Source organism: Robertmurraya sp. GLU-23, assembly GCF_052983275.1.
The window spans coordinates 280,594-301,512 of record NZ_JBRKCV010000001.1; the positions used below are offsets into that span (position 1 = coordinate 280,594).

Genomic DNA, 20,919 nt, shown 5'->3' on the forward strand with positions numbered 1-20,919 from the left:
ACTCACTAATACCTGGAGTTGTTTTCATGGCAGAACGTATCCCTGAGGATAAAATTAATGAAATTCGCCAGGCGGTTGATATAGTGGACGTGGTTAGCGACTATGTTCAGCTGAAAAAACAAGGTCGGAATTATTTTGGACTTTGTCCGTTTCATGGAGAAAATTCTCCTTCCTTCTCCGTTTCTCCCGATAAGCAAATTTATCATTGTTTCGGATGTGGAGCAGGTGGAAATGCATTTTCTTTCTTAATGGAACAAGAAGGTGTCTCATTTATAGAAGCGGCTGTTAAACTAGCTGAAAAAGGAAATGTTGAACTACATATCGAATCGTCATCTTACACAAATTCTAGGACGATCCCGAATGATTTTCAGCAGATGATTGATGCTCACGATTTATTACGTAAATTCTATCATCATTTGCTCGTAAACACAAAAGACGGTCAACATGCACTTGAGTACCTTTTATCGAGAGGCTTTACTAATGAAGCGATTGCTAAATTTCAAATAGGCTATTCATTAAATTCGTGGGATTTTGTTTACAAATTCTTATCGAAACGTAATTATCCCCCTGAAGTGATGGAAAGGGCAGGGCTAGTTATTAAACGTGAACGTGATGGAACTTATTTTGATCGCTTCAGAGACCGCATAATGTTTCCTATATTAGACCACAAAGGCAATACAATTGCGTTTTCAGGAAGATCATTAGGGGCTGATGAGCCAAAATATTTAAATAGTCCTGAAACAGCAATTTTTAACAAAAGTAAAATTTTATATAATTTTCACCAAGCGAGGGCAAGCATTAAAAAAACGAATCAAATCGTATTATTTGAGGGGTTTGCTGATGTAATAGCTGCCGATCGATCAGGTGTACTCAATGGAGTTGCAACCATGGGAACATCATTGACAGACGATCATATCGTATCAATCAGGCGGAGTGCTGAAGCAGTAACGATTTGTTACGATGGAGACAATGCTGGTATTGAAGCGGCTCACCGTGCTAGTCAGCTTCTTCATTCAGCTGGGATTCAGGTACGTGTGGCAATATTGCCAGATGGAATGGACCCAGATGATTATATTCGCCAAAATGGTGAAGAGAAATTTCAAAACGAAATTATCTCTGCAAGTGTTACATTAATGAATTTTAAACTGCGATATTTAAGAAGAGGAAAGGATTTAAATAATGAAGGAATTCGCCTCCAATATATCGAAGAAGTATTAAAGGAAATAAGCCAACTAGAGAAGGTAGTAGAACGAGATCACTATTTGAGACAGTTGGCAAGTGAGTTTTCCCTTTCACTCGATGCATTAAAGCAACAACAAAAGCAATTTTTCTTTGCGAACAAAAAGGGAAATCGTGCGCAATATGTTCAAAAAAGAAATCAAGATGTGGTAATCAAACATTCTTCCAACCTAAGACCGGCTTATGAAACTGCAGAAAGACGTTTAATAGCTTATATGTTGAAGGATTCTGACATAGCATATAAAGTGCAGGATTTGTTAAACGGTATTCCCTTTAATATTGATGAACATCAAGCAATCATAACATACTTGTATGGTTACTATGAAAAGGGATTCCAACCAAACCCGAGTGATTTCCTAACATATATAAAAGATGAAAAGCTTAGACGTACTGTAGCAGATATTGGAATGATGTCTATTGGTGAGGAAATAAGTGACCAGGAGCTTTCCGATTACATTAAGCAGGTGTTTAATTATCAAAAGATGTTAAAAATAAAAGAAAAAGAAGCAGAAGAGAAAGAAGCAGAGAGACAAAAGGATCATGGTAAGGCAGCTGCGATTGCGATGGAAATTATCCAATTGCGCAAAACATTAAAAGCTTGAGATTGTTGTTTGACTTTGGAAGGAGGGGTACATATGGCTGAAAAATCGGCCCGTTCAAAAGAGGTTGATTCAGATTTGACCCTAGAACAAGTAAAAGACCAGTTAACAGAGGTTGGAAAAAAAACAGGGGTTCTAGCCTATGATGATATTGCAGAGAAATTAGCTAATTTTGATGTAGACTCTGATCAAATGGATGAGTTTTATGAATTTTTAGGTGAGCAAGGTGTAGAACTAGTTGGAGAATCCGAAGACGGAGATCCTAATGTACAAGAGCTTGCTAAAGGTGAAGAAGAATTTGATTTAAATGATCTAAGCGTACCACCAGGAGTGAAAATCAATGACCCGGTTCGAATGTACTTAAAAGAGATAGGTCGAGTAGACCTATTGTCTGCCGAAGAGGAAATTGAGCTCGCTAACCGTATCGAACAAGGTGATGAAGAAGCTAAGCGTCGTTTAGCAGAAGCTAACCTACGTCTTGTGGTTAGTATTGCAAAACGTTATGTTGGTCGCGGCATGTTGTTTCTTGATTTGATTCAAGAAGGTAACATGGGATTAATTAAAGCGGTTGAAAAGTTTGATTATCGCAAAGGCTTTAAATTTAGTACGTATGCTACTTGGTGGATACGACAAGCTATTACTCGTGCGATTGCTGACCAAGCAAGAACCATTCGTATCCCCGTTCATATGGTGGAAACCATCAATAAATTAATTCGTGTTCAACGCCAGTTACTTCAGGATCTTGGACGTGAACCAACTCCAGAAGAAATTGGGGAAGATATGGATTTAACTCCGGATAAGGTTCGTGAAATCTTAAAAATTGCTCAAGAACCAGTCTCATTAGAAACACCAATTGGTGAAGAAGATGACTCACATTTAGGTGATTTCATTGAGGATCAGGATGCTACATCACCTTCAGAGCATGCTGCATATGAGCTGTTAAAAGAACAGCTTGAAGATGTTCTTGATACTTTAACCGACCGTGAAGAAAACGTATTACGACTACGTTTTGGACTTGATGATGGCCGCACAAGAACTTTAGAAGAAGTTGGAAAAGTGTTTGGTGTCACAAGAGAACGTATCAGACAAATTGAAGCAAAAGCGTTAAGGAAGTTAAGACACCCTAGCCGTAGCAAGCGTTTGAAGGATTTCTTAGAATAAAATGATTGTCTAAAAATAGTTTACTTCTTACAATAGAGGTAAACTATTTTTATGTTCAGCAACAGAAAGGACAATGTATGAGTCATAATCGGAAAGAAATCATTGTTAAAGAAATTTATTATTGGAAAGAAACGAAGCTGTTACCAGAACAATATTGCAATTTTTTATTAGCTTTATATACTGAAGGTGAACAAGTTAACGGAACGAAAATTGGAAAAAGAAGCACCAAGAGGAAGCTTTTCCTCCCTTATACGACATTGCTACTGATTCCGATTGGTATATTTATATATTTTACTGAATTATCTTTCTTTTTGCAAATGACTCTTTTTGCTTTATTGCTAATTTTTGGATTTGGAGCTAGTTTTTATTTTTTTAGAAAAGCGACAGACTTTATTGTGCCAATGATTTCGACAGCCCTCGTGGCGCTGTTATGCTCAGTAGATTATGTCACTTATGTTTTTCCTAATAGTGGTGTAAGCCTCTATACAATCATAACTTTAAACTGTATAGCTTGGTTTATCATTGGTAGAAAAGCAAAATTATTGTCCTTTATTATTTCTTCTATACTAGGACTGCTATTACTAATTGGGTCTATATTTATATAATGATTATTTATTATAAAATTTAAAATGTTGAGAAAATTATTCAACTCCTTTTATAATAAATATGAAAGCGATTTCATTTTTAGGTTTAAGGAGGAGAAAAACGTGAATTTTGATTTAACATCAGAACAAAGCATGATCCTTCGAACAATTAGAGAATTTGCTAATGAAGAGGTTGCACCAGGTGCGCTTGAAAGAGACCTTCAAAAGCAGTTCCCGCATGAGGTGTTTAAAAAACTTGCTGAATTAGGTTTAATGGGGCTTCCATTTCCAGAAGAATACGGTGGTGGGGGAGCAGATACAATAAGCTTTGCCTTAGTTACAGAGGAGCTAAGTAGAGCATGTGCGTCTACTGGAATTACTTACTCAGCCCATATATCGCTGGGGGGGGCTCCACTCCATTTGTTTGGTACAGAAGACCAAAAGAAAAAATATTTAATTCCGATTTGTACAGGTGAATCCTTTGGAGCGTTTGGGCTAACCGAACCCAATGCTGGTTCTGATGCAGGAGGTACAAAGACGAGAGCGAATGAGAAAGATGGGAAGTTTGTTATAAATGGTAATAAATGTTATATTACGAATGCAAGCTATGCAAAGCATTTAGCAATTACCGCAGTAACTGGTGAACAAAACGGGAAAAAAGAAATTAGTGCTATTATTGTCCCAACGAATTCCCCTGGCTTCCAGGTTATCAGCAACTATGAAAAGATGGGGCTTCATGCCTCTAATACAACCGAGTTAGTATTAGAAGATGTTCAAGTACCAGTTGATAACTTACTAGGAAAGCGTGGAGAGGGCTTTAAACAGTTCTTAATCACTCTTGATGGGGGAAGGATTGGAATAGGTGCAATGGCAGTAGGGATTGCTCAGGCGGCTTACGAAAAGGCATTGAGCTATGCAAAGCAAAGGCAGCAATTTGGAAAATCACTGTCCCATTTTCAAGCGATACAATTTAAGCTTGCAGACATGGCCATGAAAATTGAACTTGCTAGAAATATGGTTTATAAAGCTGCTTGGTTAAAAGACCAAGGACGATCCTTTACAAAGGAAGCTTCCATGTGTAAGCTTTACTCATCGGAAATTTGTAAGGAAGTTACTGATCAAGCTGTACAAATACACGGTGGTTACGGGTATATGAAGGATTATCATGTGGAACGATATATGCGTGATGGAAAGTTAACAGAAATTGGTGAAGGTACTTCAGAAATACAACGAATGGTAATTGCACGAGAAATTGGTTGTTAACTCCTTCGTTTATGACAGACCTCACAAAAACTAGTGAGGTTTTGTCTAAAATGAGAACATAATGTGACAAAGTTTACTTTAGTACTTTTCCTTCTGCCCATTTTCAAGTAAAATAGATATTGTTTGCATTCTATATTTAAATAGTTTTGGATGTACTTACATAAGGGAGGGAAAAGCATGAATCGCAATCCGATTATTCCATTTGTCTTAATCATGGTTCTTGGTATTGCTGCGATGTTCCTTTTTTCGTTTAAAGGCTTAGGTGACAGTAAGGAACTAGCTGCAGAACAAGAGAACGGTGGAGAACAGGCAGAAGAAGTTTCAAACAATCCCGAAGATCTTTATAAGACTGCGGGCTGTATTGGATGTCACGGGGATTCATACCAAGGGGGCGTTGGTCCTGCATTAACAGGTGTGGGTGACAAGCTTTCAAAAGAGGAAATTCAAGATATCCTAACGAATGGTAAAGGTTCCATGCCGGGAGGTCTAGTGGCAGGTAACGAAGAAGCAATGGCTGATTGGTTATTGGAACTTAAATAAGTAAGCGTTTTAGTCCTTTGCATATGTGAAGGACTTTTTTTATACTGTATGTAATCAAATAAAGAGATGGTGTTACTAAATGAATGTTGAAAAATTATCAAAAAGACTAAGCGCAGTTGCTGATTTTATTCCAAAGGGTGCAAAACTAGCTGATATAGGCTCTGACCATGCTTATCTTCCTTGTCATGTAGTAAAGGCAGGAAAAGTGACTTATGCAATAGCTGGAGAGGTCGTGGAAGGTCCGTTTCAATCTGCCAAAAAACAAGTAGAAATGGAAGGGTTATCGAATCAAATTAATGTACGAAAAGGAAATGGTCTCGAAGTAATAGATGCGGGTGAAGTAGAATGCATAACGATTGCCGGGATGGGTGGCACGCTGATAGCTACTATTCTTGAAGAAGGAAAGGGTAAACTTGACGGTGTAAAGAGGCTTGTCCTTCAACCAAATATTAGTGCTATATCCATTCGATTATGGTTATTAGAAAATGGATGGAGTCTCACGGACGAAGCAATTATAGAAGAGGACGGAAAAATATACGAAATATTGGTTGCTGAAAAAGGAGATCCCAAATCGGCTTATACGGAGAACATTGAATGTGAGTTACTGTTTGGCCCTTTCTTAAGTAAACAAAAAAATGAAGCTTTTCTTCAAAAGTGGACTGGTGAACGGAATAACTGGGAACGTATTTTAAATCAATTAGGTCAGTCAAAACAGACGGAAGAAAAACTAGAAAAGGAATTAGAATTAAAGAAGAAGATTTCAATGACAAAGGAGGTTTTAGGAAGATGAAAACCGTAAATGGACATGAAATCATTAGTCTTTTTGAACAATTTTCTCCCAAGAATTTAGCACTAGAAGGGGATAAAATTGGATTGCAAATTGGGAAGCTAAACATGAAAGTTTCAAATGTAATGATTGCTTTGGATGTACTTGAAGAAGTCGTTGATGAAGCCATACATAATAATGTTCAATTAATTATTGCTCATCATCCGCTTATCTATCGACCACTTCAAAAGCTTGTGACCGATTCAGCAACAGGTAGAATTATTGAAAAATTAATCAAGCATGATATTGCTGTTTATGCTGCACATACGAACCTGGACGTTGCTGAAGGTGGGGTGAATGATTTACTGGCAGAAGCCCTTCAATTAACTAATACAGAAGTTCTAGTACCAACTTATGACTCTGAATTACTCAAACTGGTTGTATACGTTTCGATAGGATATGAAGAGTCTTTAAAAAAAGCGTTAGGTGATGCTGGAGCTGGTTCAATAGGTCGTTACTCTCACTGTTCCTTTTCATCTGAAGGAAAGGGAGAGTTTATTCCGTTAGAGGGAACAAATCCTTTCATTGGGACAATAGGGAAAGTTGAACAGGTAGAAGAAGTGAGGATAGAAACAGTCTTTCCTGCTCATCTAGAGAAAAAGGTCATTTCCGCTATGATTAAAGCACATCCATATGACGAAGTGGCTTATGATGTGTACCCACTAAAAAATAAGTCAAAATCACTTGGCTTGGGCAAGATAGGGAAAATTCAAGAAACAACACTCCGAGAATTTGCGGATTTTGTAAAAGAAGTGCTAGATGTACCTGCTGTTCGAGTCGTAGGAGATTTAGACGCTAAGGTAAAAAAGGTTGCGGTGCTCGGGGGAGATGGGAATAAGTATATTCAATCCGCTAGCTTCAAAGGTGCTGATGTGTACGTAACAGGTGATATGTATTACCATGTTGCTCATGATGCCATGATGTTAGGACTAAATATCATTGATCCAGGCCACAACGTAGAAAAGGTCATGAAGCAAGGCGTGGCAAAAAAGCTTACTGAGATGTGTAATCAAAAAGGATATAATGTGAATATTTTTGCTTCAACGATTCATACAGACCCGTTTCAATTTGTGTAAAAAAGGAAAGTCACGAAATTTCGTGACTTTCCTTTTTATTATCTTTTTACTTTTGGTAATATTTTTTGAAGAGGTACCTTTTTCTCACGAGTCCATGTGGATTCATCAAAAGGATTAAATTGCTCGATAAAAGAAATGACTTCTTTAGTGATAGGAGTTGGTGTGGATGCCCCAGAGGTTACTCCCACTGTTTGTGCATCTTTAATCCAGTCAATATCTAATTCAGATATATCACTAATTCGGTATGCTACTGTACCTGCGATTTCTTCGGAAACTTGCGCAAGACGATTGGAGTTGTTGCTTTTTGGATCTCCAACAACAATAACCACATCAGCCTCACCTGCTTGTTCGGCAACCGCTTCTTGTCGAACTTGTGTAGCCATACAGATTTCTTTATGAAATTCTGCGTGTGGATATTTCTCTTCTATTTTCTTCATGATATGACCTACATCCCACTGACTCATTGTTGTCTGGTTCGTGACAAGTATTTTGTCAGCTTGAATAGCTAATGATTCAACATCTGCGATTGTCTCTACAAGGTGTACAATGTCAGGAGCTACACCTAAAGCTCCTTCAGGCTCTGGATGACCCTTTTTACCGATATAGATCACCTGGTAACCTTCATCCTTTTTTGCTTCAATCAGCTGATGTGTACTTGTTACATCTGGACAAGTAGCATCGATGGTAACAAGTCCTTTTTTCTTTGCTAACTCTCTAACTTCTGGAGATATACCATGGGCAGTAAATATAACAGTACCTTTATCTACTTGCTCTAGTATTTGTTTTCGATTAGGACCGTCTAGCGTTATAATCCCTTCTTCAGCAAAAGCATCCGTAACGTGCTTATTGTGTACAATCATTCCTAATATATATATAGGCCGTGGCAGAGATTTATCAAGTGCTGCATTTCTTGCGATGACCATCGCATCAACAACACCGTAGCAATAACCACGGGGTGATATTTTTATAACTTTCATTGAGTTGGTTCTCCCCTTTTAGCATGCTTATTCTATCATTATATATAAAGTGTCATGATTATACAAAGAAGAGAAAAAGGAATATGCTTCGGGCATATTCCTTTATACATATATTTTAGGTACGGATTTTCCTTGTAATCTTTTTGATGCCTTCTCTTCGATTTCGATTGAATGTGTATCGTTTTCAGTACTTTCTGGATTCGTGCGTTTTCGTTTTGTTTTAGTTTCCGATTTTGATGCAGTGTTAGTGGACTCTACGTCTCCGTCATCCTTAGTTTCCTCATCCGAACTCGCAGCATTTAAACCACGGTAAAGTTTCCACATTGCTGGTAAGTTTTTAACAATTGGACCATATTGCTGTACCATCGGTCCGATTTGTTGAGCGGTGTTTAATACCCGCTGCGTATTATTTAGAAATCCCGTAATTGCTGTGGGGTCTGCTAGTGATTTTAACAGCCCGCCACCTGCAGCTGGTGTAGCAGAGCGAGAAGCATTGCCAAACATTTGCATACCGGCTTGTGCGCCTTGAGATTTACCTTTACCAAGTAACTTAGACAGTAAACCTCCTCCGCCATTTTTTGTAGGACCTCTCATTCCTCTTGGAACATTTGCACCCATTGGGGCTCTGCTCATCCCCATATTCCCCATTCTTGCTGGGGGCATCATTGGTCTCATTTGGTTACGTCGTCCAAATCCAAGCATAGGTTGAGGCATTCCTCCACGCATAGGAAGCGGTTGTCTTGGTGGCATACGAACACCCTCCTTTCATAATTTTCCCTCTTATACCCTATGCAACAAATGGATATTTGGTCTAGGTGATTGATGATAAGTTATGAACTGGTTTGAAAATACTGTAATTCGTAAAACATAATCATATGGAAATGAACTGTAGGTGGCACTTTAGGAAGAACTTTATTATAATTACATGATGGGTATGGACATCCTTACCAAAACTGAAGGAGCTTTAATAATGACGAAAACAAAATTTTCAACGTATCAACTTAAACCATTTATAAACAAGGCGATTGATGCCATTGGATTTTATGAACCAACTGAAATTCAGGAAAGATTGATTCCAACTGTACTAAAAGGTGAAAGTGCCATTGGTCAATCTCAAACAGGGACTGGGAAAACACATTCGTATGTGTTACCAGTACTCCATAAAATTAATCCTAATAAGCAAGAGGTACAAGCTGTAATCACCGCACCAACAAGAGAGCTTGCTACACAAATATACCAAGAGGTATTAAAGGTAACCGAGCATGCCGAAGAAGGCGAAGAGATTACAAGTCGTCTATTTATCGGAGGTACAGACAAAGTTCGTACCATTGAAAAATTAAAAACTCAACCACATATCGTTGTAGGGACTCCAGGACGTATCAATGATTTAGTAAAGGAACAAGCCCTATTTGTACATACGGCAAGCATGTATGTAGTCGATGAAGCCGATTTAATGCTCGATATGGGATTTTTAGAAGATGTTGACCAAATTGGAGCAAGAATGCCAGAAAAGCTTCAAATGCTTGTTTTTTCAGCCACCATTCCTGAAAAGCTAAAACCTTTTCTAAAGAAGTATATGGAAAATCCTAAGTATATTCATATTGAACCGAAACAGTTAACAGCAGCGAAGATTGAACATATTCTTCTTCCATCAAGACATCGTGAAAAGTCAACACTTGTGTATGAGGCACTAAAGCTGTATAACCCATATTTAGCGATTGTCTTTACCAATACAAAGAAAAAAGCCGAGGAAGTTGCCACGGCACTTACTCATAGAGGGTTAAAGGTTGGAAGAATTCATGGAGATTTAAGTCCTCGAGAACGTAAACGGATGATGAAGCAAATCACGGATTTAGAATTTCAATATATTGTGGCTACCGATTTAGCTGCAAGAGGTATTGACATTCCAGGAATTAGTCATGTGATTAACTATGAACTTCCAACTGATTTAGATTTTTATGTACATCGTGTGGGTAGGACAGCTAGAGCGGGGAATTCGGGAATAGCTCTCACTATTTATGAAACATCGGATGAGGATAAATTAAATAGGCTTGAAAAACTAGGGATTGAATTTAAGCATATTGATATTAAAAAAGGTGAACTCTCGGAACTTGAAGATCGTAACAGACGTAAAAAGAGAACGAAGCAGTCGGACGAGGTTGAAAAGCTAGCGAAGTCTTTTGTTAAAAAGCCGGCAAAGGTGAAGCCAGGCTATAAGAAGAAGATGCAGTTTGAAATGGATAAAATTAAGAAAAGACAGAACCGATTGAAAAAGAAATAATAGGTGGGAGAGTGTGGAAATGCTAAAATTAGGTTCACATGTTTCAATGAGTGGGAAAAGTATGTTGCTAGCATCAAGTGAAGAAGCGGTCTCATATGGTGCGAATACTTTCATGATCTACACAGGTGCTCCTCAAAATACTAGAAGGAAGAAAATAGAAGATTTAAACATCACAGCAGGTCAAAAGCATATGGAGTTAAATGGAATCAATCTAGAAGATATTGTTGTTCATGCTCCTTATATTATTAATATTGGAAATACAACAAACCCAGATACATTTGACCTTGGTGTTCGATTTTTAAAAACAGAAATCGAACGTACAGAGGCGATCGGTGCAAAGCAAATTGTTTTGCATCCAGGAGCCCATGTAGGAGCAGGGGAAGAGGCTGGAATCAAGAAGATCATTGAGGGTCTTAATGAGGTTCTAACAGGAAATGAGCAGCTTCAGATCGCTTTAGAAACAATGGCAGGCAAAGGATCTGAATGTGGAAAAAGCTTCGAAGAATTAGCAATGATCATTGACGGTGTCAAACATAATGAAAAGCTTTCAATTTGCTTTGATACTTGTCATATTCATGATGCGGGGTATAACATTGTTGAGGATTTTGATGGAGTTCTTAACAAGTTTGATAAAACCATTGGAATTGATCGCTTAAAGGTCCTTCATATTAATGATAGTAAGAATGATCGGGGTTCAAGAAAAGATAGACATGAAAATATTGGATACGGAAAAATTGGATTTGAAGCACTTGCTTATATCGTGCATCATCCGCAGTTAATGAGTATTCCAAAAATCCTTGAAACACCGTTTGTTGGAGAAGATAAGAATAATAAAAAGGCACCGTACAAACAAGAGATTGAAATGTTAACTTCAAAGACATTTAACGAAAACTTACTCGAACATATTATGGCATAAAAAAGGAAGGCTCATTGAAAAAATGAGCCTCTGTTTAATTATTTCGTAAATTGTGTAACCAACTGACTGACGGCTTTTGCTGTCGCAGGGCTTGTGAATTTTTCAATATCCTTTAACAGTTTCGATCTTTCAGAGGGATTGAAAATATCTACTTGTCGTCCTCTAAGATAAGATGCAATTTTTTTCGCTTCATTAACGCTAATGGCAACTCCAAATTGTTTGGCGTATTTCAGTAACTCTTCTGTCGTAATTGTATTTATTTTGTGATTAACAATTGATTGAAAAATACTCACGAATTCACCACTCCCTGATGTTAATCTATGTGGCTATCTAATAAAAGGTGTATATAAGGAGGCAGGAAGGACTTCCTTTACATCAATTCATTTCTCATGTATACTACTTTTGGTAAATCGGAATGATTCTGATAATAATAGGTGGTTAAAATGGAAAATATTATAAATGTAAATAACCTGACTTATAAGTACGAAAAGGAAAATGTACTTGAAGATATTCAATTCTCGGTTCCTCGCGGAGCGTTCTTAGGACTTGTTGGACCTAATGGGTCAGGGAAGTCTACTTTATTAAAAATAATCTTAGGTTTATTGAAGCTACAAAAGGGAGAAGTCGAATTATTTGGAACAGCTATTGAGCAGTTTAAAGATTGGCATCGAATCGGTTTTGTTTCTCAGAAAGCAAATTCCTTTAACTCAGGATTTCCTGCAACAGTATACGAAGTTGTATCAAGTGGGTTAACTAAAAAAGTGGGATTATTTAAAAGGCATAAAGAAGAGGATAAAGTAAAGATAAGAGCAGCGATTGATTCTGTGGGGCTAACTGAAAAAATAGGAAGCAATATCGGTGAGTTATCAGGAGGACAACAACAAAGAGTTTTTATAGCTCGTGCATTAGTAAGTGATCCAGACTTACTTATCTTAGATGAGCCAACAGTTGGTGTTGATGCGAAAAATGTCCAATCTTTCTACGAGATGCTTACGGAGCTTAATCAAGATCGAGGTATTACATTAATTTTAGTAACGCATGATATCGGTACGATTACAGATAAAGTTACTCATGTTGCTTGCTTGAATAAGCATATGCATTTTCATGGTGATACGGAGGAGTTTGAAAAACAAAATATGTCTGATCTATATGGCCATGATGTTCAAGTTCTTATGCATGAACATGACCATCAACATCATAATCATGTTCATCATCATGGAGGGGAAAAACGGTGATTGAAGCGATATTTAAGTATGAGTTTTTACAAAATGCATTTCTCACAGGTGCAATCATTGGAATAATTGCGCCTTTACTCGGTGTTTATATTGTAGTAAGAAGACTTTCACTAATAGCCGATGCTTTAAGCCATGTTACCTTAGCTGGCATTGCGGCAAGCTTATTGCTTGAAAAAAGACTTTTGCTCACTACGGGACTAAATCCCATCTATTTAGGAATGACCTTTTCTGTAGTAGGTTCGTTGTTTATAGAAAAGCTTAGAACCGTATATAAACATTATCAGGAGCTAGCTATTCCCATTATTTTATCTAGTGGTATTGGTTTAGGTGTTATTTTTATTTCATTAGCCGATGGTTTTAATACCGATTTATATAGTTATTTATTCGGTAGTGTTAGTGCAGTCAGTCGAACCGATTTAATCATTATCATCATCATTAGTATGATTGTGGTAGCTTTTATTACGCTTTTATATAAGGAGTTATTTCTTTTATCATTTGACGAAGAACATGCAAAAGCTTCAGGTATAGCGGTGAAGTCCCTTCATTTCTTTTTCATTGTCTTAGTTGCATTAGTCATTGCGGCTTCGATGAGAATTGTTGGGATTTTACTAGTATCTTCACTCATGACTCTCCCTGTAGCGGCTAGTATTCGGATTGCAAAAGGATTTAAACAAACCATCCTACTTTCTACCGTTTTCGGAGAAGTTTCTGTCCTTGGGGGGCTGACTATTTCTTATTATCTTAATTTGGCCCCGGGTGGAACGATTGTAGTTATTGCTGTATTGATTCTCATTCTTGTTATATTATTAAAGAAAATGTTGCAATGGAAACATGAGGTGAGAGTATGAATGTTACAGAAGCTCTTGAGTTATTAAAAAATAAAGGCTACAAGCATACAGGAAAAAGAGAAGAAATGCTTGGTCTTTTTGCTAACAGTAATAAATATTTAACGGCTAAGGACGTGCTTGACCGGATGAAGGATCATTACCCTGGATTGAGCTTTGATACGATCTATCGCAATCTCTCGTTATTTGTTGATTTAGGTATTTTTGAGATGACAGAATTATCCGGTGAAAAACATTTTCGTTATTCTTGTGAAAGTAAACACCATCACCATCATTTTATTTGTTTGGACTGTGGAAAAACCAAGGAAATTGATACATGCCCTATGAATAGTTTACAGGAAAGCTTGAAGGACTATGATATCTCTGGCCATAAATTTGAAATTTATGGCCGATGCCCAGAATGTACCGTTAATTAAAAATTAATCATCGAACCATTTCTCAACCCAATTATTGGCTTCTTTCCAACTAGAAACTCGTTTTACCTCATTCGGAAGGGAGCCTTGATTATAGGGCGTATCAAATAAAAGCACTGGTATATGGCATTTTATTGCAATTTCAATGGCGTTTTCATACTTATCTTCAAAAAATATTTCTACTCCGTACTTTTTTGCTGCTTCAACTTTTTCATGTGATCCGATAAGTTCTAAATGATCGTATCTTATCCCATGGTTAATAAACCATTCTTTAGTCACCTCTAACACGTTTTCTCCCCGTGCGCTGATGAAAATTAATTCGTGCTGTTTTCCCCATTCTAATAATAATTCTCTTGCCCCCGTGGCTAATGGAGACAATGTGAAGATGTCTGCCTCTTTTTTATCATACCAATCGGTAAATTCTTTATCTGGGATATCCACTACTTTTAATAAATCATAGTCAGTTAAATCATCGAGTGTTAATTGTAATTGAAAGGCTTCATTTATAAAAGGAACAATAGCTGCAGGGCAGGTAATGGTTCCGTCAATATCAAACCCTAATTTTCTTTTCTTCATGTAGTACTTCCCCATTTCGTTATATTCCATAATTGAAAAATGTCGAATTAGAAATGATTAACAAACATAATTGTTGTGATCGCGCAAATAATAATACTGCTCCTATCAAAGGAAAGCGAGGGATCAATATGGCAGATCAAGAACGCAATAACGAAGGATCATTCGATTACCTTCGTACGAGCGACAATGTTGGTGAAACAAATAAATACCAACCTGCAGATTATTTAGAAGAAACCTCAGCTGAAATTGCTGCACCAACTACTTTTAACCGGGAAAGAACAACAAATAATGTTGGTGAGACAATGAAAAGTGGCACAGGGATAGGGTTTGCTGCTTTAATCATTTCTATCCTTTCATTATTTGTGGCACCCATTTTGTTTGGAGCAGTTGGGATTGTATTAGGGTTTATCGCCCGAAGACGTGGAGCAACTGGCCTTGGTAGCTGGGCTATCGGGATTGGAGCGATTTCCATCATTGTCGGTATGTTTATACTACCATTTTTTTAACCCCTACAGATAAAAGAAGAGGCTCCGGCGATAACGCCAGAGCCTCTTTCCTTCATTATGATTGCATTGCTTCCTGATCACGTTTTGCTTGAAATTCTGCGGCAATTTGATCGATTTCCTTTTTAAGCTCTTCAACCATTGTTGCTTCAGGCACTTTACGAACAATTTCCCCTTTACGGAATAAAAGGCCTTCGCCACGAGCCCCCGCTATACCAATATCGGCTTCTCTAGCTTCTCCAGGACCATTTACCGCACAGCCCAATACTGCCACTTTAATGGGTACTTTAATCTGCTGAATGTACTCCTCTACCTCGTTTGCGATCGAAATTAAGTCAATTTCAATTCTACCACATGTTGGACATGAAATAAGTGTTGCCGCATTTGAAGATAAACCAAATGATTTTAATAATTCACGGGCAACCTTCACTTCTTCTACAGGATCCGCACTAAGTGAAATTCGAACGGTGTTGCCAATTCCCTTGCTTAAGATCGCTCCCAAACCTGCTGCACTTTTTACAGTACCTGCAAACAAAGTTCCTGATTCAGTAATTCCAAGATGTAAAGGATAATCGAACGCTCTTGCCGCTTTATCATAGGCTTCAATAGCTAGATTTACATCGGATGCCTTCATACTAACGATGATATCGTGAAAGTCGAGGTCTTCTAAAATTTTGATATGGTGTAAGGCACTTTCTACCATCCCATCAGCTGTAGGGTATCCATATTTCTCTAATATTCTTTTCTCTAACGAACCAGCATTGACACCAATTCGAATGGGAATGCCCTTTTCTTTAGCAGCTTTAACAACTGCCTCCACCTTTTCGCGACGACCAATATTACCGGGATTAATACGGATTTTATCCGCACCTCCCTCAATGGCTTTTAGAGCTAGTTTGTAATCAAAGTGGATATCAACCACTAGAGGTATATTAATTCTTTTTTTAATTTCAGAAATCGCGTTTGCGGCTCTTTCATCAGGACAAGCAACGCGCACGATTTGACAACCGGCTTCTTCTAGCCTCTTTATTTCAGCAACCGTGGCCTCAACATCATGTGTTTTTGTAGTAGTCATGCTTTGAATAACAACTTCATTATTTCCACCAATAGTTAAAGGTCCGACTTTAATGGGACGAGTTTTTGTACGATGTATAATTTCACTCAACAGTGATTCTCTCCTTTTGAAAAAAAGATCTAAATTAATCTTAGTACTTTCCTATTGAACATTGTAACAATGAACGTTAAAGGTGACAAGAATCTTGATGCCGGGAAAAAGTCTCCATTATTGTGAGATGCTATCGGACTTGCTGTAATCAGGAAATAGGTATATCTTTCCGGCGTGAATTTCCTCTGGTTTTTTGCCTTCATTTAATATGATAAAATCATTTACTACTTTTTCAATTGGAACGGGTATTGCTCCCTCTAGTTGTGCCTCTATGATCGAAAGAACAGTATCTCCTTGTTCCACTGTTTTACTAAAAGAGGCAATAACAGTCTCTTCTGTATGAATGACTTTAGAATCTACTTCAATGGATTCTATCGTTTTGTTGTTTGTGTTTGGTATCGTACCAATGCTTAAGTCTACATATATGATATACAAAATAAGAATAACTAGTAGAGAAACGAAGAGACGTTTCATGGACGATTCTCCTTATTAGTAGAGTTACTCTATTTATATGCAGTAGATAGATTGATAGTACAAATAAAAAAAGAAAAACGCGTAAAATCGCGTTTTTCTTTTATTGCTTAGCTTTCTGAGGAATTTCTCGTACTGTTAGATATAACATAATGATAGAAACGAACCAATTAATTAGGAAACCGTTAGGAACGTTCGTTTGAAAAGCTTCCATTATCGTAAAGAAAATAGTAGGGAGAGTCACACTATAAGCTGATAGTCTCCATAATTGACGATATGGTAGATTTCGACTGGTTACATTCTTAATAAATAGACCGAACAATGCAAGAATGGTAATTTCAATAAATTTGACTCCACTTGAAAAAATATAAATGGTAAGTGCAAGGACGGGAATAATAACTGCTAATAAACCGTCAACGGAATGAATCACTTCCAAAATACTATCCTTCGTAATGTTTAGGTCTGTTAAAGTTGAATAGTCGTAAGTGTCGAGCGTTCCTCCAGCAATAAGTACAAACTCATTCTGAAGAAGAGCAAAGGCATTTTCATAACCCTCTAAATCGTTCTCACTAACTTCACCAGTAGAATCAAAAATAATGGTAAAATCAGTATCCTCAATATAGATCGGTTCCTCTTGGTCTGCTGAGAGTTCCCCATTTTCTATTGAAAAATCAGGAAGTTCATTATCTACTGTTTGGGCGGCTGTCTCAATTCCATTATTTATAGCTGAACTTACATAGCTAACGGTTGGGATAACAGAAACGAGAGTTAGTAGAAAGACATAAAGTATGGTTTTTCCAATACCTTGGAATCTTGTTTTAGCAATGTCTTTCGGAGAGTAGAGACTTTTAAATAATTGCTGAAATATGTTCATGACGCATGACACACACCTTTCTATGTAATCCTTCATTATTTTATCGTTATATGGCTTTGTTGTCCAAATTAATACGATTAGTTATAAAATAGGAATTTGTTTTGTAACATAATTGTAACATTACTACCCTTTTGTTAAGGCATTGTAAATTTAAAGATAATAATATTTACTTTTTCCTTTACGTTACACATAATGATTAAGGGGTTTTTAAGAAAAATGTCGAAAAAAGTGTAGGGGTTGAAATACTTGGAATTAAATATTCAACAAATGATTTTTGAGTTTTTAGGTGGCCTTGGAATTTTCTTATTTGGTATCAAGTTTATGGGGGATGGGTTACAAAAGTCGGCAGGAGACAAATTAAGAGATATTCTTGATCGATTTACAACCAATCCTTTCATGGGTGTGTTAGCAGGGATTATTGTTACAGTGCTAATCCAAAGTAGTTCGGGTACTACGGTTATTACGGTTGGGTTAGTTAGTGCTGGTTTTATGACATTGCGACAAGCAATCGGTGTCATCATGGGGGCAAACATCGGTACAACTGTTACGGCATTTATCATTGGTATAGATATTGGTGAATATGCGCTTCCAATTATTGCTCTTGGTTCAATCCTTATATTCTTCTTTAAAAGCAATAAAACAACAAGCATTGGACAAATTATTTTTGGTTTCGGTGCATTGTTTTATGGATTAGAGTTAATGAGTGGTGGGATGAAGCCGCTAAGAAGCTTAGAGGCCTTTCACGAGTTAACCGTTAATATGAGTTCGAATCCTATTTTGGGTGTTGTGATTGGAACGGTATTTACCGTTATTGTACAAAGTTCTAGTGCAACGATTGGAATATTACAGGGCCTATATGCAGAAAATCTAATTAACATTGATGCGGCATTACCTGTATTGTTTGGAGATAATATTGGAACAACAATCACAGCCGTATTAGCATCAATTGGTGCATCGGTTGCAGCAAGAAGAGCGGCTGCTACACATGTGCTATTTAATCTCATCGGTACAGCCATCTTTATGATTTTACTGATTCCTTTTACAAAAATTATCACGTCCTTACAGAGTTCTTTAAACTTAAATGAAGAAATGACCATTGCTTTTGCTCATGGTATCTTCAATACGACAAATACAATTATTCAATTTCCGTTTATTGGTTTACTTGCGCTTATTGTGATCAAGCTAATACCAGGTGATGACTCTCTAATTGATTACAAATCGAAGCATTTAGACCCTAACTTTATTAAACAGTCTCCTTCTATTGCTTTAGGACAAGCAAAAGAAGAAGTATTAAGAATGGGGCAATTTGCCATTAAAGGGTTAGAGGAAACAAGTAATTTTGTTAATACTAAGCAGAACAAGCATGCTGAATCGGCGTATCAGTTAGAAAGTGCAATAAATAATCTTGACCGAAAAATTACTGATTATCTAGTGCAACTGGCTACAAGCCCTCTCTCAACAAATGATTCAGAAGAGCATACAACACTAATGGATACGGTTCGTGATATTGAGAGAATAGGGGACCATTTCGAAAATATTGTTGAGCTTGTAGAATATCAAAATTCAAATAAAGTAAAAATTACAGACAGTGCAATGAAAGACTTAGAGGAAATGTTTGCATTAACGATCTCTACTGTTCAAGAAGCACTTCAATCTCTTGATCATAAAGACTTGGATACGGCTCGTCATGTGGTTGAAAAAGAAAATCAAATTGATAAAATGGAAAGAACTCTTCGTAAACAGCATATACTTCGTTTGAATGAAGGAAAGTGCTCCGGTTCAGCTGGAATTGTGTTTGTTGATATTATTAGCAATCTAGAGCGTATCGGTGATCATGCTGTAAATATTGCAGAAGCAGTTCTTGGAGTTAGACATTCTTAAAAAAACAAGGGGACTTCCCTTGTTTTTTTGTACAGAGGTGACAAGATGGGACTAGTGTATTGGCTTATTATTGTATTGTTATTTCTAGTTTCTTTTGTAGGTTTGATTTATCCGATCATTCCAGGTGTGCTATTTTTGGTTGGCGGTTTTATCCTTTACGGCTTTTTATTCTCCTTTGAACCTTTTAATTGGTTGTTTTGGAGCATTCAAAGTTTATTTGTCCTCTTATTATTTGGCGCAGATTATTTAGCGAATTTATTTGGAGTGAAAAAATTCGGAGGCTCAAAAGCTGGAATTTGGGGAAGTACAATTGGCTTATTAATAGGCCCCTTTATTATCCCAATTCTAGGAATTATATTAGGGCCCTTTATTGGTGCGGTTATTGCAGAGCTTCTGATTAATAAAAGAGGGTTAAGTGAATCCTTGAAAGTTGGTGTTGGGTCGGTAGTGGGGTTTATTAGTAGCGTGATTACAAAAGGGCTTATTCAATTATTTATGATTGTCTATTTTGTCTTAGTGGTTCTATAAACTAGAAAGAGAAAAGAGCTTATGAGCCCTTTTCTCTTTTAGTTTAACCCACATATTTCATGGGGACAGTTCTGACAATCTACTTCTTGCTTTAAATAGGCTAAATTTTTCACGGTAAACTTCTGTTGATCATAGGATATAACATCTAGTTCCCTAAGTTCCTTTAGCATGCGCTGTATGACTTCTCTTGTTCCATACGTAAGACTTGCCAGTTCCTGATGGGTGAGTGGTAAGTCAATTAAAATTCCTTTTTCAGTCATTATTCCGTAACTATTACAAAGTCGAATTAAGATACTATAAAGTCCACCTTTTTTTCCATTCATAATCAGATCCTGACACTTCATTTGAGCTTTTAAATATCTAGTGCTGAGCCAAGATGTCAATGCACTCATGACGCGAGGTGAACTCATCGCAAACTTTTCGAACTCTTCTCTTTTGATTATAAGAAATTCACAATCTGAAATGGTTTTTGCAAAAAAGTGATAAATCGGATTTGTTTTAAATAATTGGTATTCAATGATTAATTCTTCTCCATGGAGAATTTTAATAATAAATTCTTTTCCTCTCATATGAACTCTTCCAAGAGACAAACTTCCCTGTAAAAGAATATAAATATGACTCACGGAATCTCTTTCATTAAATATGGTAGTACCTGATTTTATTTTCTGTATATTTTCTTTATCTATAAATTCTTGTATGAGTAAGCTATATAATGAAACATTTATTTCATTCATGAAATACCCGCCCTTTCCTCTCCTCTCTTTGATTTAATAAAAATACATAAAGAGTGTCAATAACGTAGTGTCCTTTAAAAAGAACAATCCATAACTACTATGACTTAAATCATTGACATGACGCTAATATTTACAATTTTGACAAATTATCGAAACATCAGAAATGGTATGATGAAAAGGAGGAGATACCATCTAGTTATGCGAATATTTCTCTCCAAAAGGGGTAATGTAA

Annotated in this window: 23 protein-coding genes; 15 read left to right on the forward strand and 8 right to left on the reverse strand. The window is 36.9% G+C overall.

Annotated features, from left to right (window positions below):
• The first annotated feature begins 26 nt into the window (after positions 1–26).
• The 7 genes from dnaG to ACVBAX_RS01420 all read left to right on the forward strand — a co-directional run bounded on the left by dnaG (position 27) and on the right by ACVBAX_RS01420 (position 7,288).
• On the forward strand, positions 27–1,841 hold the full coding sequence (gene dnaG, locus ACVBAX_RS01390) for a DNA primase (RefSeq protein ID WP_447115595.1): 1,815 nt from the start codon (positions 27–29) through the stop codon (positions 1,839–1,841).
• Between the two features lie 33 nt (positions 1,842–1,874).
• Positions 1,875–2,999, forward strand: a complete 1,125-nt coding sequence (gene rpoD / locus ACVBAX_RS01395; protein ID WP_430774838.1) for an RNA polymerase sigma factor RpoD — start codon at positions 1,875–1,877, stop codon at positions 2,997–2,999.
• Positions 3,000–3,076: 77 nt separating this feature from the next.
• The gene (locus ACVBAX_RS01400) at positions 3,077–3,604 is read left to right on the forward strand and encodes a hypothetical protein (protein WP_447115596.1); all 528 of its coding nucleotides are present in this window, start codon (positions 3,077–3,079) and stop codon (positions 3,602–3,604) included.
• A gap of 102 nt (positions 3,605–3,706) precedes the next feature.
• The gene (locus tag ACVBAX_RS01405) at positions 3,707–4,846 is read left to right on the forward strand and encodes an acyl-CoA dehydrogenase family protein (RefSeq protein ID WP_447115597.1); all 1,140 of its coding nucleotides are present in this window, start codon (positions 3,707–3,709) and stop codon (positions 4,844–4,846) included.
• Positions 4,847–5,023: 177 nt separating this feature from the next.
• Positions 5,024–5,386, forward strand: coding sequence for a cytochrome c550 (cccA, locus tag ACVBAX_RS01410; protein WP_447115598.1), 363 nt, complete (start codon positions 5,024–5,026; stop codon positions 5,384–5,386).
• Between the two features lie 79 nt (positions 5,387–5,465).
• On the forward strand, positions 5,466–6,176 hold the full coding sequence (locus tag ACVBAX_RS01415; protein ID WP_447115599.1) for a tRNA (adenine(22)-N(1))-methyltransferase: 711 nt from the start codon (positions 5,466–5,468) through the stop codon (positions 6,174–6,176).
• A complete protein-coding gene (locus tag ACVBAX_RS01420) occupies positions 6,173–7,288 on the forward strand; it encodes a Nif3-like dinuclear metal center hexameric protein (protein WP_447115600.1) in 1,116 nt (371 codons plus the stop codon). Before ACVBAX_RS01415 ends, ACVBAX_RS01420 begins: the two co-directional genes overlap by 4 nt.
• Positions 7,289–7,326: 38 nt before the next feature.
• Here the strand turns inward: ACVBAX_RS01420 and ACVBAX_RS01425 are convergent, their stop codons facing one another.
• Positions 7,327–8,265 carry a 4-hydroxy-3-methylbut-2-enyl diphosphate reductase gene (locus tag ACVBAX_RS01425; protein WP_447115601.1) on the reverse strand — a complete coding sequence of 313 codons (939 nt, stop codon included), beginning with the start codon at positions 8,263–8,265 and terminating at the stop codon, positions 7,327–7,329.
• Positions 8,266–8,367: 102 nt separating this feature from the next.
• On the reverse strand, positions 8,368–9,015 hold the full coding sequence (gene vrrA / locus ACVBAX_RS01430) for a VrrA/YqfQ family protein (RefSeq protein ID WP_447115602.1): 648 nt from the start codon (positions 9,013–9,015) through the stop codon (positions 8,368–8,370).
• Between the two features lie 220 nt (positions 9,016–9,235).
• Between vrrA and ACVBAX_RS01435 the strand changes: the two genes are divergently transcribed.
• Together ACVBAX_RS01435 and ACVBAX_RS01440 are read left to right on the forward strand one after the other, a co-directional pair.
• Positions 9,236–10,546 carry a DEAD/DEAH box helicase gene (locus ACVBAX_RS01435; RefSeq protein WP_447115603.1) on the forward strand — a complete coding sequence of 437 codons (1,311 nt, stop codon included), beginning with the start codon at positions 9,236–9,238 and terminating at the stop codon, positions 10,544–10,546.
• 19 nt (positions 10,547–10,565) lie between these two features.
• Entirely contained in the window at positions 10,566–11,462 is an 897-nt protein-coding gene (locus tag ACVBAX_RS01440) for a deoxyribonuclease IV (protein ID WP_447116012.1), read from the forward strand.
• A gap of 38 nt (positions 11,463–11,500) precedes the next feature.
• On the opposite strand, the gene ACVBAX_RS01445 is transcribed toward ACVBAX_RS01440, so the two are convergent.
• The gene (locus ACVBAX_RS01445) at positions 11,501–11,755 is read right to left on the reverse strand and encodes a DUF2624 domain-containing protein (protein WP_430774848.1); all 255 of its coding nucleotides are present in this window, start codon (positions 11,753–11,755) and stop codon (positions 11,501–11,503) included.
• A gap of 150 nt (positions 11,756–11,905) precedes the next feature.
• Between ACVBAX_RS01445 and ACVBAX_RS01450 the strand changes: the two genes are divergently transcribed.
• The 3 genes from ACVBAX_RS01450 to ACVBAX_RS01460 are packed head-to-tail and all read left to right on the forward strand — an operon-like array spanning position 11,906 to position 13,958.
• Positions 11,906–12,697, forward strand: coding sequence for a metal ABC transporter ATP-binding protein (locus tag ACVBAX_RS01450; protein WP_447115604.1), 792 nt, complete (start codon positions 11,906–11,908; stop codon positions 12,695–12,697).
• Entirely contained in the window at positions 12,694–13,545 is an 852-nt protein-coding gene (locus ACVBAX_RS01455; protein WP_447115605.1) for a metal ABC transporter permease, read from the forward strand. The genes ACVBAX_RS01450 and ACVBAX_RS01455 overlap by 4 nt, the downstream gene beginning before the upstream one ends.
• Positions 13,542–13,958, forward strand: coding sequence for a Fur family transcriptional regulator (locus ACVBAX_RS01460; protein ID WP_430774851.1), 417 nt, complete (start codon positions 13,542–13,544; stop codon positions 13,956–13,958). Before ACVBAX_RS01455 ends, ACVBAX_RS01460 begins: the two co-directional genes overlap by 4 nt.
• Before the next feature lie 3 nt (positions 13,959–13,961).
• Here ACVBAX_RS01460 and ACVBAX_RS01465 read toward each other — a convergent pair whose 3' ends face one another.
• On the reverse strand, positions 13,962–14,531 hold the full coding sequence (locus tag ACVBAX_RS01465; RefSeq protein ID WP_447115606.1) for a 5' nucleotidase, NT5C type: 570 nt from the start codon (positions 14,529–14,531) through the stop codon (positions 13,962–13,964).
• A 128-nt stretch (positions 14,532–14,659) separates the two neighbouring features.
• On the opposite strand from ACVBAX_RS01465, the gene ACVBAX_RS01470 reads away from it, so the two are divergent.
• Positions 14,660–15,037, forward strand: coding sequence for a hypothetical protein (locus ACVBAX_RS01470; protein ID WP_251514267.1), 378 nt, complete (start codon positions 14,660–14,662; stop codon positions 15,035–15,037).
• A 55-nt stretch (positions 15,038–15,092) separates the two neighbouring features.
• On the opposite strand, the gene ispG is transcribed toward ACVBAX_RS01470, so the two are convergent.
• The 3 genes from ispG to ACVBAX_RS01485 form a co-directional block, all read right to left on the reverse strand.
• Positions 15,093–16,190 carry a flavodoxin-dependent (E)-4-hydroxy-3-methylbut-2-enyl-diphosphate synthase gene (gene ispG / locus ACVBAX_RS01475; RefSeq protein WP_447116013.1) on the reverse strand — a complete coding sequence of 366 codons (1,098 nt, stop codon included), beginning with the start codon at positions 16,188–16,190 and terminating at the stop codon, positions 15,093–15,095.
• A gap of 126 nt (positions 16,191–16,316) precedes the next feature.
• Positions 16,317–16,673: a hypothetical protein gene (locus ACVBAX_RS01480; RefSeq protein WP_447115607.1), complete on the reverse strand. Its 357-nt coding sequence runs from the start codon at positions 16,671–16,673 to the stop codon at positions 16,317–16,319.
• Between the two features lie 100 nt (positions 16,674–16,773).
• A complete protein-coding gene (locus ACVBAX_RS01485; protein ID WP_447115608.1) occupies positions 16,774–17,544 on the reverse strand; it encodes a DUF1189 domain-containing protein in 771 nt (256 codons plus the stop codon).
• Between the two features lie 267 nt (positions 17,545–17,811).
• On the opposite strand from ACVBAX_RS01485, the gene ACVBAX_RS01490 reads away from it, so the two are divergent.
• Both ACVBAX_RS01490 and ACVBAX_RS01495 read left to right on the forward strand, forming a co-directional pair.
• Complete coding sequence (locus ACVBAX_RS01490; RefSeq protein ID WP_447116014.1) at positions 17,812–19,425, forward strand: Na/Pi cotransporter family protein; 1,614 nt, start codon at positions 17,812–17,814, stop codon at positions 19,423–19,425.
• A 45-nt stretch (positions 19,426–19,470) separates the two neighbouring features.
• On the forward strand, positions 19,471–19,953 hold the full coding sequence (locus tag ACVBAX_RS01495) for a DUF456 domain-containing protein (RefSeq protein ID WP_447115609.1): 483 nt from the start codon (positions 19,471–19,473) through the stop codon (positions 19,951–19,953).
• 38 nt (positions 19,954–19,991) lie between these two features.
• On the opposite strand, the gene ACVBAX_RS01500 is transcribed toward ACVBAX_RS01495, so the two are convergent.
• The gene (locus tag ACVBAX_RS01500; protein ID WP_447115610.1) at positions 19,992–20,687 is read right to left on the reverse strand and encodes a Crp/Fnr family transcriptional regulator; all 696 of its coding nucleotides are present in this window, start codon (positions 20,685–20,687) and stop codon (positions 19,992–19,994) included.
• Positions 20,688–20,919 lie beyond the last annotated feature (232 nt).

Excerpts from the sequence above, each read along its gene's own strand:
- dnaG (WP_447115595.1), top strand. The coding sequence starts at position 27 with ATGGCAGAACGTATCCCTGAGGATAAAATTAATGAAATTCGCCAGGCG.
- rpoD (WP_430774838.1), top strand. The coding sequence starts at position 1,875 with ATGGCTGAAAAATCGGCCCGTTCAAAAGAGGTTGATTCAGATTTGACC.
- ACVBAX_RS01400 (WP_447115596.1), top strand. The coding sequence starts at position 3,077 with ATGAGTCATAATCGGAAAGAAATCATTGTTAAAGAAATTTATTATTGG.
- cccA (WP_447115598.1), top strand. The coding sequence starts at position 5,024 with ATGAATCGCAATCCGATTATTCCATTTGTCTTAATCATGGTTCTTGGT.
- ACVBAX_RS01415 (WP_447115599.1), top strand. The coding sequence starts at position 5,466 with ATGAATGTTGAAAAATTATCAAAAAGACTAAGCGCAGTTGCTGATTTT.
- ACVBAX_RS01420 (WP_447115600.1), top strand. The coding sequence starts at position 6,173 with ATGAAAACCGTAAATGGACATGAAATCATTAGTCTTTTTGAACAATTT.
- ACVBAX_RS01425 (WP_447115601.1), bottom strand. The coding sequence starts at position 8,265 with ATGAAAGTTATAAAAATATCACCCCGTGGTTATTGCTACGGTGTTGTT.
- vrrA (WP_447115602.1), bottom strand. The coding sequence starts at position 9,015 with ATGCCACCAAGACAACCGCTTCCTATGCGTGGAGGAATGCCTCAACCT.
- ACVBAX_RS01435 (WP_447115603.1), top strand. The coding sequence starts at position 9,236 with ATGACGAAAACAAAATTTTCAACGTATCAACTTAAACCATTTATAAAC.
- ACVBAX_RS01440 (WP_447116012.1), top strand. The coding sequence starts at position 10,566 with ATGCTAAAATTAGGTTCACATGTTTCAATGAGTGGGAAAAGTATGTTG.
- ACVBAX_RS01450 (WP_447115604.1), top strand. The coding sequence starts at position 11,906 with ATGGAAAATATTATAAATGTAAATAACCTGACTTATAAGTACGAAAAG.
- ACVBAX_RS01460 (WP_430774851.1), top strand. The coding sequence starts at position 13,542 with ATGAATGTTACAGAAGCTCTTGAGTTATTAAAAAATAAAGGCTACAAG.
- ACVBAX_RS01465 (WP_447115606.1), bottom strand. The coding sequence starts at position 14,531 with ATGAAGAAAAGAAAATTAGGGTTTGATATTGACGGAACCATTACCTGC.
- ACVBAX_RS01470 (WP_251514267.1), top strand. The coding sequence starts at position 14,660 with ATGGCAGATCAAGAACGCAATAACGAAGGATCATTCGATTACCTTCGT.
- ACVBAX_RS01480 (WP_447115607.1), bottom strand. The coding sequence starts at position 16,673 with ATGAAACGTCTCTTCGTTTCTCTACTAGTTATTCTTATTTTGTATATC.
- ACVBAX_RS01485 (WP_447115608.1), bottom strand. The coding sequence starts at position 17,544 with ATGAACATATTTCAGCAATTATTTAAAAGTCTCTACTCTCCGAAAGAC.
- ACVBAX_RS01490 (WP_447116014.1), top strand. The coding sequence starts at position 17,812 with ATGATTTTTGAGTTTTTAGGTGGCCTTGGAATTTTCTTATTTGGTATC.
- ACVBAX_RS01495 (WP_447115609.1), top strand. The coding sequence starts at position 19,471 with ATGGGACTAGTGTATTGGCTTATTATTGTATTGTTATTTCTAGTTTCT.
- ACVBAX_RS01500 (WP_447115610.1), bottom strand. The coding sequence starts at position 20,687 with ATGAATGAAATAAATGTTTCATTATATAGCTTACTCATACAAGAATTT.